General features: G+C 72.1%; 12 protein-coding genes and 2 riboswitches. Of the genes, 4 read left to right on the top strand and 8 right to left on the bottom strand.

Features of this window, described 5'->3' with window-relative positions; translation table 11 throughout:
- Positions 1 to 39 precede the first annotated feature (39 nt).
- Positions 40 to 822, top strand: a complete 783-nt coding sequence (locus QBL25_RS37550) for an endonuclease I family protein (protein ID WP_409062918.1) — start codon at positions 40 to 42, stop codon at positions 820 to 822.
- A gap of 63 nt (positions 823 to 885) precedes the next feature.
- Here the strand turns inward: QBL25_RS37550 and QBL25_RS37545 are convergent, their stop codons facing one another.
- Together QBL25_RS37545 and QBL25_RS37540 are read right to left on the bottom strand one after the other, a co-directional pair.
- Positions 886 to 1860, bottom strand: coding sequence for a 2-hydroxyacid dehydrogenase (locus QBL25_RS37545; protein WP_409061420.1), 975 nt, complete (start codon positions 1858 to 1860; stop codon positions 886 to 888).
- On the bottom strand, positions 1857 to 3029 hold the full coding sequence (locus tag QBL25_RS37540; protein WP_409061419.1) for a lactate 2-monooxygenase: 1173 nt from the start codon (positions 3027 to 3029) through the stop codon (positions 1857 to 1859). The genes QBL25_RS37545 and QBL25_RS37540 overlap by 4 nt, the downstream gene beginning before the upstream one ends.
- A gap of 125 nt (positions 3030 to 3154) precedes the next feature.
- On the opposite strand from QBL25_RS37540, the gene QBL25_RS37535 reads away from it, so the two are divergent.
- Complete coding sequence (locus QBL25_RS37535) at positions 3155 to 4498, top strand: PucR family transcriptional regulator (RefSeq protein ID WP_409061418.1); 1344 nt, start codon at positions 3155 to 3157, stop codon at positions 4496 to 4498.
- Between the two features lie 192 nt (positions 4499 to 4690).
- Positions 4691 to 5401: a hypothetical protein gene (locus QBL25_RS37530; protein ID WP_409061417.1), complete on the top strand. Its 711-nt coding sequence runs from the start codon at positions 4691 to 4693 to the stop codon at positions 5399 to 5401.
- 61 nt (positions 5402 to 5462) lie between these two features.
- Here the strand turns inward: QBL25_RS37530 and QBL25_RS37525 are convergent, their stop codons facing one another.
- The 4 genes from QBL25_RS37525 to QBL25_RS37510 form a co-directional block, all read right to left on the bottom strand.
- On the bottom strand, positions 5463 to 6590 hold the full coding sequence (locus QBL25_RS37525) for an LLM class flavin-dependent oxidoreductase (RefSeq protein ID WP_409061416.1): 1128 nt from the start codon (positions 6588 to 6590) through the stop codon (positions 5463 to 5465).
- Between the two features lie 14 nt (positions 6591 to 6604).
- Positions 6605 to 8074 carry an NtaA/DmoA family FMN-dependent monooxygenase gene (locus tag QBL25_RS37520; protein WP_409061415.1) on the bottom strand — a complete coding sequence of 490 codons (1470 nt, stop codon included), beginning with the start codon at positions 8072 to 8074 and terminating at the stop codon, positions 6605 to 6607.
- A gap of 18 nt (positions 8075 to 8092) precedes the next feature.
- Positions 8093 to 9349: an LLM class flavin-dependent oxidoreductase gene (locus QBL25_RS37515; protein ID WP_409061414.1), complete on the bottom strand. Its 1257-nt coding sequence runs from the start codon at positions 9347 to 9349 to the stop codon at positions 8093 to 8095.
- 76 nt (positions 9350 to 9425) lie between these two features.
- Entirely contained in the window at positions 9426 to 9560 is a 135-nt protein-coding gene (locus QBL25_RS37510; RefSeq protein WP_409061413.1) for a putative leader peptide, read from the bottom strand.
- A gap of 38 nt (positions 9561 to 9598) precedes the next feature.
- Positions 9599 to 9712: riboswitch (SAM riboswitch) on the bottom strand.
- Positions 9713 to 9910: 198 nt separating this feature from the next.
- A riboswitch (SAM riboswitch) is annotated at positions 9911 to 10055 on the top strand.
- Positions 10056 to 10462: 407 nt separating this feature from the next.
- On the opposite strand from QBL25_RS37510, the gene QBL25_RS37505 reads away from it, so the two are divergent.
- A complete protein-coding gene (locus QBL25_RS37505; protein ID WP_409061412.1) occupies positions 10463 to 11212 on the top strand; it encodes a cell envelope biogenesis protein OmpA in 750 nt (249 codons plus the stop codon).
- Between the two features lie 61 nt (positions 11213 to 11273).
- Here the strand turns inward: QBL25_RS37505 and QBL25_RS37500 are convergent, their stop codons facing one another.
- Positions 11274 to 13235 carry a M13 family metallopeptidase gene (locus tag QBL25_RS37500; protein ID WP_409061411.1) on the bottom strand — a complete coding sequence of 654 codons (1962 nt, stop codon included), beginning with the start codon at positions 13233 to 13235 and terminating at the stop codon, positions 11274 to 11276.
- Positions 13236 to 13294: 59 nt separating this feature from the next.
- On the bottom strand, positions 13295 to 15529 hold the full coding sequence (locus tag QBL25_RS37495; RefSeq protein WP_409062917.1) for an ATP-binding cassette domain-containing protein: 2235 nt from the start codon (positions 15527 to 15529) through the stop codon (positions 13295 to 13297).
- Positions 15530 to 15748: the final 219 nt, after the last annotated feature.

The raw sequence follows: 15748 nt of genomic DNA, 5'->3' as shown, positions 1-15748 counted from the left end.
ATGCCCGTCCCTCACATACGCCGCTGGAAACCGCTGGCCATGACCGCCGCCGCGGTCCTCGTCGGGATCACCGTCCCGGCCGCCGCCGACGCCGCGACCACGGCCCCCACGCCGCCCGCCGCAGCCGCCGGCGCCTATGACGACACGTACTACAAGGACGCGCTCGGCAAGACCGGCCCCGAGCTGAAGAGCGCCCTGCACACGATCGTCAGCGACCAGACCAAGCTGTCGTACGCCCAGGTCTGGGACGCGCTGAAGGCCACCGACGAGGACCCGGACAACAGCGGCAACGTGATCCTGCTCTACACCGGCCGCTCGCAGAGCAAGGACAGCAACGGCGGCGACCCCGACCAGTGGAACCGTGAGCACGTGTGGGCCAAGTCCCACGGCGACTTCGGCACCGCGACCGGCCCCGGCACCGACATCCACCACCTGCGTCCGGAGGACGTGTCGGTCAACAGCACGCGCGGCAACAAGGACTTCGACAACGGCGGCAGCGCCGTCGGCGAGGCGCCGGGCAACAACACCGACGCCGACTCCTTCGAACCCCGTGACGCCGTCAAGGGCGACGTGGCCCGCATGATCCTCTACATGGCCGTGCGCTACGACGGCGAGGACGGCTTCGCCGACCTCGAACCCAACGACAAGGTCGACAACGGCAGCGCGCCCGCCATCGGCCGGCTGTCCGTGCTCAAGCAGTGGAGCGACGAGGACCCGCCGGACGCCTTCGAGAAGAACCGCAACCAGGTCATCTTCGACAAGTTCCAGCACAACCGGAACCCGTTCATCGACCACCCCGAGTGGGTCGGGGCGATCTGGTAGCACGGGCTCGCCGGCCGTGGCGGCGCTCTGCGGACGCCGCCACGGCCCGGACCCGCCGGGTCGTCAGGACACCACGTCACCCAGCGGCTTGCCCTCCAGATGGCCCGCCACGTTCTGGATCGCGGCGAGGCCGATGCGCACCAGCGTCTCGCGCGTGACCCCCGCGACGTGCGGCGAAAGGACCACGTTCGGCGCCTTGAGCAGGCGCAGGGCGGCGGTGGGCGGCTCGGGGTCGAACACGTCGATGCCCGCCCCGGCCAGCGTGCCGGCCGTCAGCGCGTCGGCGAGGGCGTCCTGGTCGATCAGCGCGCCGCGCGAGGTGTTGACGACGAAGGCCGTCGGCTTCAGGAGCGCCAGGCGCTCGGCGTCCAGGAGATGGCGGGTGTCCGGCGTCAGCGGCGCGTGCAGGCTCACGTAGTCGGACGTCCGCAGCAGTTCGTCGAGCGTGACGTGGCGCGCGCCCAGGCGGGCCTCCGTCTCCGCGCTCACCGGCCGCGGCCCGGCGTAGACGACGCTCATGTCGAACACCACCGCACGCCGGGCGACCTCCTCGCCGATGTGGCCGAGGCCGACGATGCCGAGCGTCTTCCCGGACAGCTCCGTGATGGACTGCTGGAGACGCGGCAGCGCCCAGTCGGCCTCGGTGAGCGCGGTGTGCGCCGGGATCAGCTGCTTGGCCAGGGCCAGCATGAGGGCGAAGGTCTGCTCGGCGACGTTCTGCTTCTCGGCGCCGCTGGACCCGATCGAGCAGACGGAGATCCCGCGGGCGCGGGCGGCGTCCAGGTCGACGTAATCGAAGCCGTGGCTCGCGCACTGGACCACTTCCAGGTCCGGTGCCGCCGCGATGTGTTCGGCGGTGACCGGCGCGAGGCCGGTGATGATGACATGGGCCGCGCGCAGGGCGGCCGGGTCCTCGTCGGCCGACTCGACGACGGTGACGTGCGCCGTGCCGGGCAGCAGCCCGGCGAGGGCGCCTCCCGCCGCGCGACCGCCCACATGGGGCGAGACGATGGCGAGGACGTTCTTCACGGCGGTCATGCGGTCTCCTCGATCAGGTCGTCGGGGGTGAGGGTGGCCGGCCCGGCGTGCCCGGACAGGGCCAGGGTGAGGTCGAGTTCGGCGAGCAGGCAGCGGATCACGTGGTCGACGCCCGCCTGGCCGTCCAGGCCGAGACCGTAGGCGTACGGCCGGCCCACGAGCACGGCCTCGGCGCCGAGGGCGAGCGCCTTGAAGATGTCGTCGCCGGTGCGGATGCCGCTGTCGAACAGGACGGAGAGCCGGTCGCCGGCCGCCGCCACGACGCGGGGCAGCGCGTCGGCCGCCGCGACGGACCCCGCGACCTGGCGCCCTCCGTGGTTGGAGACCACCACGCCGTCCATGCCCGCGTCGGCGGCGCGGCGGGCGTCGTCCGGGTGCAGGACGCCCTTGAGGACGATCGGGCCGTCCCAGTTCTCGCGCAGGAACGCCAGGTCCGGCCAGGTCTTCGCGGGGTCGGCGAACATGCCGACGAAGTGCATCACCGCCGCGTTCGGATCCTCGTGCACCGGCTTGGCCAGACCCGCCTGGAACGCCGGGTCGCTGAAGTAGTTCGCGGTGCCCACGCCGTGCAGGAACGGCAGATACGCCTGGTCCAGGTCGCGTGGCCGCCAGGCCAGGAGCGGCGTGTCGAGCGTGACGACCAGCGCGGTGTAACCCGAGGCCTTCGCCCGGTCCAAAAAGCTCTTGGTGACGTCGCGGTCCTTGGCCCAGTACAGCTGGAACCACCGCTGCGCGTCCCCCATCGCCTCGGCGACCTGCTCCATGGGGGTGCTGGAGGCCGAGGAGAGGATGTACGGCACACCGCGGGCCGCGGCCGCGCGGGCCGCGGCGGACTCGCCCTCCGGATGCATGATCGACAGTACGCCGACGGGGGCGAGGGCGAGCGGCGCGGGCAGCCGGTGGCCGAGCACCTCCACGGACAGGTCGCGCTCCTGGACGTCGCGCAGCATGCGCGGCACGATCCGGCGCCGCTCCAGGGCTTCGCGGTTGGCGCGGGCGGTGCTGCCGTTGCCCGCGCTTCCGGAGACATAGCCGACCGGGCCCGGGCCCAGGCGCTGTTCGGTCAGCTCCTCCAGGCGGGTCAGATCGGTGGGCAGGCGGGGTACGGCGCCGGTCATGCCGTTGAGATAGATCTCGTACTGGAAATCCGCCCAGTTCGGCTTCGTCATGTGGTGGGTCCCGTCCGGTGTCCGTGAGACTGCGTGCGGCTGCACTGCCTGTCCGACGATCCTTGCCACAGTGACAAGCCCCGTCCATGGCCGTACGCACACTTTTCCGATGGGACTATCACCCTGTGACAAACAAGCGGGAGCGCGTCCGGCAGGAACTCCTGGCCGACCCGCACCTCGTCGAGGCGGTCGTCGACGCGGTGCACGAACAGGTTCCGGCGTACACGGCGCTCGACGGCAGCAGGTTCCCCGAGGTGCGGGCCATCGCGGCCTGGGCGACGGACCGTCTGCTGGACCACTGGGTCACGGACGGGGCGATCGGCCCCGGCGATCTGCGGCGCTTCCGCGGGATCGCGGCGGCGCGGGCGGCGGACGGCCGCCCCTTGCAGGCCGTCCTGCGCGCCTACCGGGTCGCGGCCGCGGTGCTCGCGGACGAGGTCGCCGCCCGCGCCCCGCAGCTGTCGGCGCAGGACGCGTTCGCCCTCACGCAGTTGCTGCTCACCGCCATGGACACCATCTCCGAGGAGATGACCACGGCGTACGCGGCCACCAGCGAGCGCCTCACGGGTGACCGCGAGAGGTCGCTCCAACTGCTGCTCGACGACCTGATCGCGGGGCGGCACGCGTCGCTGGGCGCGCTCGGCGCGAGGGCGTCCCGGCTGGGGGTCCACCTCCCCGAGCGGTACTGCCTGCTGGTGGCGGAACCGGCGGAGGCCAAGGCGCCCGAAGGGGGCACCTCCGACATCTCGCTGACCGCGGCGAACGCCCTGCTCGCGGCGCTCGGCGGCGGAGCCCGGGGCACATCCGGCACGGCGGCCTCCCGGGCGCCGGTGTCCCGGCCTTCGGCCTCCCGGACTTCGGCCTCCCGGGCATCAGCGCTTCCCGCGCCGACGTCCCCCGCTCCGGTGCCCCCGGCCCCAGCGCCGCCCGCCCCGACCTCCCTCGCCACCACCCACGGCTCGCGCGCGGTCCTGCTCCTGCCCGCCGCCCGCGCCGACGCCGTACCGGACGTCCTGCGCGGGCACGCCTGGCGCGGCTGCGTGATCTCGGGCGAGAGCCTGGACCGCGTCGCGGTCGCCCACCGGCTGGCCGCGGGCGCCCTGGACGCCGCTCCCCCGCACGCCCATCGCCCCGAGCGGGTCCTGACCGACGCCGACGCGCACGTCCTGGCGCTGCTCGCGGGCCATCCCGTGGTGAGCCCCGACCAGATCGGCCGCATCGTCCTCGGCCCCCTCGTCGACGCCGGTCAGAGCCACCTCCTGGAGGCCCTCACCGCGTACATCGACACCGGCTCCGCCAACGCCGCGGCCCGCGAACTCCACCTCCACCCGCAGTCCGTGCGCTACCGCCTGCGGCGCGTCCGGGACATCACCTCCCGTGACCCCCAGGACCCCTGGCAGCGGCTCACCCTGGACATCGCCCGCACGATCGTGCTCGGCGGCCGGGGCGGGCCGGGCGCCGCCCGCTGACGACACGACGACGACACGCGACGGTGCGCGGGATCTTCCGCCCGGCGCGCGCCGACCGCTCAACGCCCCCGCGTACAGGCCGAGTTCACCTATCCGGATTGATCACCTCCGCCTCTGTTGTGCCGCTCCCGGCGACCGCGCGACTCTCGTGTCATCGACTGGCGCCCCCCTTGGCGCGCCGAGAGGAGACCCATGACCAGGTCGTTCAGCGGTACGGAATTCCTTCAGGCACTCGCGTCGGACACGGTCCGCGAGCAACCCGCGCTCGTCGGGATGGTCAAGAAGTCCGAAGACGGCGCGGACAGCCTCCGGTTCGCTCCCGGTACGACGTGCCAGGACTGGACGACCATCCCCGCCGGACTCATCGACCGGGTGGAGCTGCTGCGCCAGGTCCCCTGCGACGACCACACGCACAGCCTCGTCCAGCTCACCCTCAAGGAGTCCGACTCCCCCGAACACGCGGTACTGGCCGCACTGCTCGCCCACTACGCGCGGGCCGCCGCCACCCCCGCGCCCTCACCGTGCGCAAGCCCGGCGCACACCCAGCCCCCTCCGCCGGGCCCGCAGGCCCAGCCACGGGCACCCCAGCACCCCCAGCACCCCCGGCCCTTCGGCCCGGCAGCACAGCCCCCAGGCGTACGGGCCCCGGGCGCCCACGGCCCGGCGACCGCTCCCCTCACCTGGGGCGTCTCCCCGCAGGGCACGCCGCCCGATGCCACACCCCGGGCCCAGGCCCAGTGCGTGGACGGCAGTTCGGCCTGCGTGAGCGACGGATACGGGGGCTTCACCTGCCTGGCCTGCTGTCACGGCACCTGGCACGACATCGGCCCCTGCCTCTACGGCAAGTGGTTCGGCTGCAACGGCACCAACTACAACGCCTACAACTGCTGGCCCATCGCCTGATCCCCGCCGCCCCTGCCCGTCCGCCGGGGGCGTCCTCGCCCCGGCGGACGGACCGGACCGGTCACCTGCGCCGCCACTCCTCGGCGAGCAGCTCGTAGGAGCGCACCCGGTCGGCGTGGCCGTGGGTGATCGTCGTGACGAGCAGTTCGTCGGCCCCGGTGGCCTCCTGGAGCTGCTCCAGGAGGTCCGCCACGCGCCCCGGGGAGCCGATGAACTGGGTCTCGGTGCGGTCCTCGACCAGGGCCCGGTCCGCCTCGGTCCAGACGTGCCGCCGCGCCTCGGCCGGGGTGGGGAACTGGATGGCGCCCTCGGCCGTACGGATGCTGCGGACCCAGGGGCCGTAGCCCGCGGCGAGTTCACGCGCGGTCGCGTCGTCCTCGGCCACGACGACGTCGGCGGAGACGCTGACGTACGGCTCGTCGAGTACGTCGGAGGGCTTGAAGGCGGCGCGGTAACCCTCCGCGGCTTCGAGCACCGTGCCCGGGCTGACGTGGTAGTTCGCGGCGAAGGGCAGGCCGTTGCGGCCCGCCACGTCCGCGCTCTGGCCGCCGCTGCTGCCCAGGATCCACACCTGGATGTCGGCGCCCTCGCCGGGCACGACATGCGCCTCGACGCCGTCGTCGGACCGGTACGTTCCGGCGAGCAGCGCGAGGATGTCGTCGACCTGCTCCCCATAGTCCTGCGCCTGGGCGTGCGGCTGCTGGAGCAGCTTGCGCTGGAGGGCGACGCGGGGCGAGCCGAGCAGATGCTCGTAGGAGAACCGCGCCGGGATCCGCAGGCCGTTGGGGGCGCGGCCGTCGACGACGGGCGTCGTGGTGGGCGGTGCGGCGGCGGGCGTCCCGGGCGGCTTGCCGCCGGAGCGGCCCAGGCCCAGGTCGAGGCGGCCGGGGTGCAAGGCGTCGATGAGGCCGAACTCCTCGACCGTGGAGAGCGCGGTGCGGTGGCCGAGCTGGACGGCGCCCGCACCGAGTCGGATCGTGGAGGTCGCGGCGGCGGTCAGGGCGAGCACGACCGCCGGTGAGGTGCCCGCCACGCCCGGGTTGAGGTGGTGCTCGGCGAACCAGTAGCGGGCGTAGCCGAACCGCTCGGTCTGCCGGGCGAGGTCGATGGAGTGGTGCAGTGCTTCGGCGGCGGTGGAGCCGGACGAGACCGGGACCAGGTCGAGGACGCCGAGAGGGATGGCTGACATGTCTGTGGTCCTCCTCAGTGGCCGGCCGACGCGGGCACGGGTTCGGGCTCCGGCGTGGGTACGGACGCGGGCGCGGACAGGCTCCGGTCCGCGTCGGGGTGGGCCAGGCCCAGGTGGTCGCGCAGGGTGGTGCCCTCGTACTCCGTGCGGAAGACGCCGCGCTCCTGGAGCAGCGGGACCACGGTGTCGGCGAAGGCGTCGAGGCCGCCGGGGGTGATGTGCGGGACGAGGATGAAGCCGTCGGAGGCGTCGGCCTGGACGAAGGAGTTGATCGCCTCGGCGACGGTGGCCGGGGAGCCGACGAAGGACTGGCGGTTGCCGGTCTCGATGACGAGGTCGCGGATGGACCACTTGTTGGCCGCGGCGAGCTCGCGCCACTCCCGGGCGGTGGCCAACGGGTCGCGGTACATCCGCACTTGGGCCCGGCCACGGGCCACGGTGTGCTCGCCCAGGTCCGGGTCGATGTCGGGCAGCGGGCCCTCCGGGTCGTACGCGGAGAGGTCACGGTTCCAGACGAACTCCAGGTGCTTGATCGCGGTGGCGCCGCTGACCTGGAGGCGCCGCACCTGCCGGGAGAGCTCCTCCGCCTCGGCGTCCGTGTCCCCGAGGACGAAGGTCGCGGCGGGCAGGATGAGCAGCTGGTCGTGGGTGCGGCCGTGGCGGGCGAGGCGGCCCTTGACGTCGGTGTAGAACTCCTGGCCTTCCTTGAGCGTGCTGTACCGGCTGAAGATCGCGTCAGCGCCGGCCGCCGCGAACTCCCGTCCCTCTTCGGAGTCCCCGGCCTGGAAGATGACCGGTCGCCCCTGGGGGCTGCGCGGGACGTTGAACTGCCCCTGGATGTCGAAGTGCTGCCCCTGGTGGACGAAGGCCCCCGCCTGCGCGTCGCGCAGGAAGGTGCCGCTGTCCTGGTCGGCGACGATCTCGTCCCCGCGCCAGGAGTCGAACAGCTCCCCCGCCGTGGCGAGGAACTCCTTGGCTCTGGAGTAGCGCTCCTCCTGCGGCAGGAATCCGCCGCGCCGGAAGTTCTCGCCGGTGAAGGCGTCCCAGGAGGTCACGACGTTCCACGCGGCGCGTCCGGCCGAGAGGTGGTCGAGGCTGGCGAACTGGCGGGCCACTTCGTAGGGCTCGTTGAAGGTGGAGTTGATGGTGCCGGTCAGACCGAGGCGTTCGGTGACGGCGGCCAGCGCGGTGAGGACGGCGAAGGTGTCGGGCCGTCCGACGACGTCCAGGTCATAGATCTTCCCGCCCTGTTCGCGCAGCCGCAGCCCCTCGGCGAGGAACAGGAAGTCGAACTTGGCGCGCTCGGCGGTCCGCGCGAAGTGCGCGAAGGAGCTGAACTCGATGTGGCTGCCGGCCTCGGGGTCGCTCCACACGGTGGTGTTGTTGACGCCGGGGAAGTGTGCCGCGAGGTGGATCTGCTTGAGCGGCTTGCCCGGTTCGCTCGCCCGGTTCGTGCGCTCTGCCGGGTTCGGTGACTTGCTCATGAGGGATTCCCTTCCGGCTCAGACGGTGGCGGCGTAGCGGCTGGCGGGGCGGGCAAGGCCGAGGAGCCCGCGCAGGGTGTCGGCCTCGTACGTGCGCCGGAAGGCGCCGCGCCGCTGGAGTTCGGGCACCAGGCCCCGGGTGATGGCCGGCAGGTCGTGGCCGAGGACGGCGGGGCGCAGCCGGAAGCCGGTGAGTCCGCCCTGCTGCAACTCCTGGAGCAGGTCGGCCAGTTGCGTGGGCGTCCCCGTGAAGACGCGGGCGTCGCTGGTGTACGGGTGACCGGCGAGGGTGTCCAGGCGCTCGCGGCGGGCCGCGGCGGCGGCCGGGTCGTCGTCGAGGAACACCACCAGATCGCCGAAGAGGTGCAGGGGTTCGTCGGCGCGTCCGGCCGCGTCCTGTTCGCCGCGGACCGCCGTGACGATGGCGCGCGCGTGCGCGGTGTCGCGCGGGGTCACGTAGCCGACGTCGGCGGAGCGGCCGAGGAGCCGGAAGGGCGCGTCGGTGGGGGTCTCGTGGGCGAGGGCGCTGACCACGGGCCGGCCCTGCGGCGGGCGGGGCGTGATCGAGGGGCCCTTGACGCTGAAGTGCTTGCCCTCGAAGTCGATGTAGTGCAGCTTGTCGCGGTCGATGAAGCGGCCGGTGGCGACGTCGCGGATCTCCGCGTCGTCCTCCCAGCTGTCCCAGAGGCGGCGCACGGCTTCGGCGTAGTCGGAGGCCTCGTCGAAGAGGTCGTAGGTCAACTCCCGTACGTCCGGCCTGCCGAGGTCCTCGACGCCGTCCAGGGCGGGAAACGTGCGGCGCCCGAAGTGCGCGGCTTCGTTGCGGCGCGCCGACACCTGGACGCGCACGCCCGCGCGGCCCGTGCTCACGTAGTCGAGCGTGGCGATCGCCTTGGATATGTGGAAGGGCTCCGTGTGCGTGGTCACCACCGTCGGCACCAGGCCGATGTGGCTGGTCAGCGGGGCGACGCGGGAGGCGATGAGGACGGCGTCGAGCCGCCCGCGGACCTGGTCGGTGCGTCCGTCGGGTTCGGTGAAGTGCGAGGACTGGAGCCCGAGTCCGTCCTCGATCGTCACGAAGTCGAGCAGGCCGTGCTCGGCCTCGGTGACCAGGTCGGCCCAGTAGGGGGCGGTGAGCAACTCCGTGGGGCGGGAGACCGGTTCGCGCCAGGCGGCCGGGTGCCAGCCCGCGCCGTCGAGCGCGACGGCGAGGTGCAGCGCGGCGGTGGGAGCGGAGGAGGGCAGGGGGGATGAGGGCGAAGGTGATGACGACACGAAGGAGTGCCTTCCTGATCGACCGTACGAGAACACCGGCCCCTCGGCTGCGAGGGTGCGGCGGCGGGGTGACGGGTCAGGAACGACAGAGCGCGCCGGCGACGCGCTGGAGGTCGATGTGCGGCCGGGAGTACAGATGGACCTGGTGGCTCGGGGCGATCACCAGGACGCGCGGGGCAGGCACGGGCGGCACCAGGGGCACGTCCGTCACCTCCGCCCTTCCGGTCCGGCGGGCCACAGGCCTCGCCGGTCTCGCGCTTGCGGAACCCTGGTCGGGAACCGCCCGGTCCGCACCTGGAGCACCCCGCCGCGAGGGAGGGTTGCCGGTCAGCAAGCCAGGGCTTGACGCTGACGCTCGTAACCTGCTCGGACGTTACGTGAGGTCGTGGCCGCGCGCAATGCCCGTGGATCATGGCCGCGCTCACAGCTCCGCACGTCTCCCGCGGCCGGTCTCCGTCAGGGTCAACGGGCGGGCCGCGCCTTCTGTTCCGCTTGCGCGCACGGAGTTTCCCGGAGGCCTTCTTGACGGCGGGGGAGCAGCGGACCCAGACTTCCCGGGACGGTCACGATTGTCAGCGCCCGCCCGGCAGGGTCCCTGCCCGAGCGGGTCTTCGGCCCCGGCCCGCTGACAGGCAACCCTTCCTCCGCGACGGGGTGCCCCGGGTGACGACCGGGTCCCGCCGTGGCGGCGGGGCAAGCGCGGCCCGGGGTAGGACGGGCCTCGACGGCAGGGCTGGTGCACATGTCCAGGGCGGTCGGTGAGCGGAACAGCACCCGGCGACCTCCCCTGTCCATGCCCAGGCCCCGCCCGCGCGTCCTGACCAGGCGGCTGCACATCGATCTGCTGCGGGTGTGCAGCGCGTCGGTCCCAGCCGCCTGACGTCCACGCGACGCGGACGCTCCAGGTCCACGCGAGGCACAGGCGCCGCGTCCACGTGACGCGGGCGCCGCACGTCCACGTGACCGGGCTCGGGCGCGCCGCGTCCACGCGGAAACGACGCCCCTGACGCGGGGCGCCACCGGTGCGGGCCACTGCCGCCCTGCATCCCCCTCTCCCCCACCGTGCCACCGGCGCCCGGCGCCGGTGGCACCCCTTCCCCTGTCTGGAGAGTCATGCCCGAGGTCACGTCACACCGCCGCCACCACGCCTCCCTCACGGACTCCCACGCCTCGTGCGACGACGCGGGCTCGCCGCCCGGCTGTCCCCCGGCGATCCGCAGCCGGATCGGCGCCGACCTGGCCGGTGGCTTCTATCCCGCGCCCCACCGCTATCACCTGTATCTGTCGGCCGGATGTCCGCGCTCCCTGCGGGTCGCGATCACGCTCGATCTGCTCGGGCTCCGGGACGCGGTCACCACGACGCTCCTGTCGCCGGACACCGCCTCGGCGACGCTGGAGGGCCTGCACGGCTACTACGAGGCCACCGAGCACCACTTCGACGGGCCGCTGACCGTCCCCGCCCTGTGCGACCGGTGGAGCGGGCACGTCGTCAGCAATCACACGCCCGACATCGTGCGCGACCTGGCCTGCCGTCTCGCCGCCCACGGCGAGGGCCTGCCGCTCCAGCTGCGCCCGTCGTCCCTCGCGGCCCGGATCGACGCCTGGCACGACCAGCTCGCGGCGCCCCTGACCCCCGCGACGCTGGAGCACCTCAACCGCCGCCTGGCCTTTCGCGCCTACCTCGTGGGCGATGAACTCACCGCGGCGGACGTGGACTTGTGGGCCCGCCTCGTCCACGAGCCGCCGGGCACCACGGCCGCCCACCCCGACGTGCGGGCCTACGTACGGCGCCTGCACGACCACCCGTCCTTCCGCGCCAACCATCCCCGCATCGGCGAGGCGGACCACCGGGCGGCGTCCTGACGGCGGCACGGGATCGGGGGCGGCCGCGGCGAGGCGCCGCGACCGCCCCCGTGGGCTCAGGTCACCAGATCCTGACGCGCTCCGCCGGGTCCAGCCACAGCCCGTCGCCCTCCGTCGTCCCGAACGCCTCGTGGAACTCGTCGAGGTTGCGGACGATGTTCGCGCGGAACTCCGGCGGCGAGTGCGGGTCGATGGTGAGGTACTGCTGCTCCTGCTCCTTGCGGCGCTTGGTGCGCCAGCAGTACGCCCAGTTCATGAAGAGCCGCTGGGAGCCGGTCGTGCCCTCGCTCTCCGGCATCGGGGCCCCGTCGAGCGCGATCTTGTACGCCGTGTGCCCGATGGTCAGGCCGCCCAGGTCGCCGATGTTCTCGCCCACCGTCAGCGATCCGTTGACGAACTCGCCGGGCAGATTGCGGGGCGAGAACGCGTCGTACTGCTTGACCAGCGCCTTCGACTTCGCCTCGAACGCGGTCTTGTCGGCCGCGGTCCACCAGTCGTTGAGGTTGCCCGCGCCGTCGTACTGCGCGCCCTGGTCGTCGAAGCCGTGGCCGATCTCGTGGCCGATGACCGAGCCGATGCCGCCGTAGTTCTCGGCCGGGTCGGCGTCGGGCGAGAAGAACGGCTTCTGGAGGATGCCCGCGGGGAAGCAGATCTCGTTGGTGCCCGGGTTGTAGTACGCGTTGACCGTCTGCGGCAGCATGAACCACTCGTCGCGGTCGACCGGAGCGCCGATCTTGGCGAGCTGGCGGTCGGACTCGAAGGCGGCCGCCGCGTGCGCGTTGCCGAGCAGGTCGTCGGCGGAGACCCGGAGAGCCGAGTAGTCCCGGAAGGTGTCGGGGTAGCCGATCTTGGGACGGAACGTGGCGAGCTTCTCGTACGCGCGCTCCTTCGTCTCGTCCGTCATCCAGTCCAGGCGGGCGATCGACTGGCGGTAGGCCTCCAGGAGATTGCCGACGAGGTCGTCCATCATCGCCTTGGAGCTCGGCGGGAAGTGCCGCGCCACGTACTCCTTGCCGACGGCCTCACCGATGGCGCCCTCGACGAAGGCGACCGCCCGCTTCCACCGGGCGCGCAGCTCGGGCGTGCCGTTGAGGGTGCGGCCGTAGAACTCGAAGTTGTTCCGCACGAACGGGTCCGTGAGGTACGGCGCGCTGGCGCGCAGGACCCGCACCAGCGCCCAGTCGCGCCACTGCTCGATCGGCACCTCGTCGAGCGTCGCGGACAGGTGGCGGAGGTAGGACGGCTGGCGGACGCAGGTCTCGGCGATGGTGGCCTCGGAGCCGCCGAGGCCTTCGGCGAAGGCACGCCAGTCGAAGTGCGGGGCCAGGGTGATCAGTTCGTGCAGGGTGAGGAGGTTGTAGGTCTTCTGCACGTCACGCGTCTCGGCCCGCTCCCAGTGGCCGGCGGCGAGCCGGGTCTCCAGGTCGAGGACGGTCTGCGCGGCCTCGGCGGGCGCGCCGTGCCGCCCGAGCGTGAGCAGCTCGGTGAGGTGGGCGAGGTACTTCTCGCGGATCTCGGCGAACTTCTCTTCGCGGTAGTACGACTCGTCGGGCAGGCCGAGCCCGCCCTGGAGGACGTTGAAGAGGTAGCGGTCGGAGTCGCGGTCGTCCGAGTCGATGTAGGAGCCAAAAAGGCCGGAGCCGCCGATCCGCTCGAAGCGGCCGAGGAACGCCGCGAGCTCCCGGGTGTCGCGCAGCCCGGCGACCTCGTCGATCAGGGGTTGCGCGGGGGCCAGGCCGCGCGCGGCGATCGTCTCCTCGTCCATGAAGGAGGCGTACAGCGTGGCGATCTTGTGCGCGTCATCCGGGGCGGCGCCGGCCGTCGTGGCCGACGCCAGCTCCTGGATGATCACCTTGACTTGTTCCTCGGCCGTGTCGACCAGCTGTACGAAGGGGCCCCAGCTGGAGCGATCCTCGGGGATCGGCTCGTGCTCCAGCCAGTGACCGTTGACGTGGCCGAACAGGTCGTCCTGCGGCCGGATCTCGGGGTTCATGCCCGCGCGGGCGTCATCCAGCATGCTCATTCACGCACCCTACGCGGCCGAAGCGGCCGAGCACGATCGGCTTGTGCCCCGATCCGGGCTCAGCCGGCCACGTACTCCCGCAGATGCCGCGCCGTCACCGTGTCACCCTCGGCCACCAGGGACGCGGGCGTGCCCGTGAACACCACCCGGCCGCCGTCGTGACCGCCGCCGGGGCCCAGGTCGATGATCCAGTCGGCGTGTGCCATCACCGCTTGGTGGTGCTCGATGACGACCACGGAGTTGCCGTCGTCGACGAGCCGGTCGAGCAGCGCGAGCAGCTTGTCCACGTCGGCCAGGTGCAGTCCGGTCGTCGGCTCGTCCAGGACGTACGTCGAGGACTTCTCGGCCATGTGGATGGCGAGCTTGAGGCGCTGGCGCTCGCCGCCGGAGAGCGTGTTGAGCGGCTGGCCCAGCCGCAGATAGCCCAGTCCCACGTCGCTGAGGCGGCCGAGGATGGTGTGGGCCTGGCCCGTGGGGAAGAAGTCGTGTGCCTCGGCGACCGCCATGCCGAGGACCTCGCTGATGTTCTTGCCGCGCAGCCGGTAGGTGAGGACCTCGGCCGTGAACCGCTCCCCCTCGCACTGCTCGCAGACGGACGCCACCCCGGCCATCATCGCCAGGTCGGTGTAGATCAGGCCGATGCCGTTGCACTTGGGGCAGGCGCCCTCGGAGTTCGCGCTGAACAGCGCCGCCTTGACGCCGTTGGCCTTGGCGAACGCGGTGCGGATCGGGCCGAGCAGTCCGGTGTAGGTCGCCGGGTTCGAGCGGCGCGAGCCGCGTATGGGTGACTGGTCGGCCACCACCACGCCCTCCCGACCCGACAGGTAGCCATGGATCAGCGAGCTCTTGCCGGAGCCGGCGACCCCGGTGACCACGGCGAGCACCCCGAGCGGGACGTCGACCTCGACGTCCTTGAGGTTGTGCCGGTCGGCGCCCTTGATGGACAGCTGTCCCTTGGGCACCCGCACCTGCTCGCGGAGCCGGGCCCGGTGCTCCAGATGCCGTCCGGTCAGCGTCCCGGAGGCGCGCAGGCCCGCCACGTCACCGGTGAAGCAGATCTGACCGCCCGCGGACCCGGCCGCGGGCCCGAGGTCCACCACGTGGTCGGCGATCGCGATGACCTCCGGTTTGTGCTCCACCACCAGGACGGTGTTGCCCTTGTCGCGCAGCCGGATCAGCAGGTCGTTCATGCGCCGGATGTCGTGCGGGTGCAGGCCGATGGTCGGCTCGTCGAAGACGTACGTCACGTCGGTGATGCTGGAGCCGAGATGGCGGACCATCTTCACGCGCTGCGCCTCGCCGCCGGACAGCGAACCCGACGTGCGGTCCAGGCTCAGATAGCCGAGCCCGATCTCGACCAGGGATTCGAGCAGTTCGCGCAGGCTCGCGATCAGCGGTGCGGCCTCGGGGTCGTCGAGTCCGCGGACGAACGCGGCCAGGTCGCTGATCTGCATCGCCGAGCAGTCGGCGATGTTCAGGCCGCCGATCCGCGACGACAGGGCGGCCGCGGTCAGCCGCGTGCCCGCGCAGAGCGGGCAGCGGGCGAACACCACGGCACGGTCCACGAAGGCCTTGACGTGCGGCTGGAGCGAGTCGCGGTCCTTGGCCAGCCAGGTCCGCTGCATCTTGGCCAGCAGACCTTCGTACGTGAAGCCGTTCGAGCCCACCTTCACCTTGACCGGGGCCTTGTGCAGGAGGTCGGCCCACTCCTGTTCGGTGTAGTCCTTGAGCTTCTTGTCGGGGTCGTGGAAACCGGAGTTGGCCATGACCTGCCAGCTCCAGGAGTCCACCGCGTAGTTGGGGACGGTGATCGCGCCCTCGTTCAGGGAGAGTTCACGGTCCACGAGCTGGTCCACGTCGACGGTGGAGGCCTCGCCGGTGCCCTCGCACTGGGGGCACATCCCCTCGGGCAGGTTGAAGCTGAAGGCGCCCGCGGTCCCGATGTGCGGGTCGCCGAGGCGGCTGAAGATGATCCGGAGCATGGTGTACGCGTCGGTGGCGGTGCCCACCGTGGAACGGGAGTTGGCGCCCATCCGCTCCTGGTCGACGACGATCGCCGCGCTGAGATTGCGCAGGCTGTCGACGTCCGGACGCCCCTGGCTCGGCATGAACGACTGGACGAACGCGGTGTACGTCTCGTTGATCAGCCGCTGCGACTCGGCGGCGATGGTGCCGAACACGAGCGAGGACTTGCCGGAGCCCGAGACTCCGGTGAAGACGGTGAGCCGCCGCTTGGGGATGTCGAGCGAAACGTTCCGCAGATTGTTCTCGCGGGCGCCGCGCACCTGAATCATGTGGTGGCTGTCGGCGGGAATGACCGTCACTGATGCTCCTTGGCCTGAACCGGGCGGAAGGAAAAGCGTACACCGTACCCAGTCTCCGTCCGACCCCTTTTCCGGGAGCCGTCACTACCGGCGAGGAAACTCTCCCGATCAGACATAAGGGACTAACTGCCCTAAAATAATTCGGGGGTGGGCGCCGCTGGAGTAGCGGCGACTTTCGACGAGGAGGCA

Origin of the sequence: Streptomyces sp. SYP-A7185 (genome assembly GCF_046103685.1) — a bacterium.
In the GTDB taxonomy this organism is placed as follows: Bacteria; Actinomycetota; Actinomycetes; order Streptomycetales; family Streptomycetaceae; genus Streptomyces.
This window is presented reverse-complemented; position numbering and strand designations above follow the sequence as displayed.

What these genes read in the sequence shown, in the direction of transcription:
- QBL25_RS37550 (WP_409062918.1), top strand. Translation starts at nt 40, where the DNA reads ATGACCGCCGCCGCGGTCCTCGTCGGGATCACCGTCCCGGCCGCCGCC.
- QBL25_RS37545 (WP_409061420.1), bottom strand. Translation starts at nt 1,860, where the DNA reads ATGACCGCCGTGAAGAACGTCCTCGCCATCGTCTCGCCCCATGTGGGC.
- QBL25_RS37540 (WP_409061419.1), bottom strand. Translation starts at nt 3,029, where the DNA reads ATGACGAAGCCGAACTGGGCGGATTTCCAGTACGAGATCTATCTCAAC.
- QBL25_RS37530 (WP_409061417.1), top strand. Translation starts at nt 4,691, where the DNA reads ATGACCAGGTCGTTCAGCGGTACGGAATTCCTTCAGGCACTCGCGTCG.
- QBL25_RS37525 (WP_409061416.1), bottom strand. Translation starts at nt 6,590, where the DNA reads ATGTCAGCCATCCCTCTCGGCGTCCTCGACCTGGTCCCGGTCTCGTCC.
- QBL25_RS37520 (WP_409061415.1), bottom strand. Translation starts at nt 8,074, where the DNA reads ATGAGCAAGTCACCGAACCCGGCAGAGCGCACGAACCGGGCGAGCGAA.
- QBL25_RS37505 (WP_409061412.1), top strand. Translation starts at nt 10,463, where the DNA reads ATGCCCGAGGTCACGTCACACCGCCGCCACCACGCCTCCCTCACGGAC.
- QBL25_RS37500 (WP_409061411.1), bottom strand. Translation starts at nt 13,235, where the DNA reads ATGAGCATGCTGGATGACGCCCGCGCGGGCATGAACCCCGAGATCCGG.
- QBL25_RS37495 (WP_409062917.1), bottom strand. Translation starts at nt 15,529, where the DNA reads ATGATTCAGGTGCGCGGCGCCCGCGAGAACAATCTGCGGAACGTTTCG.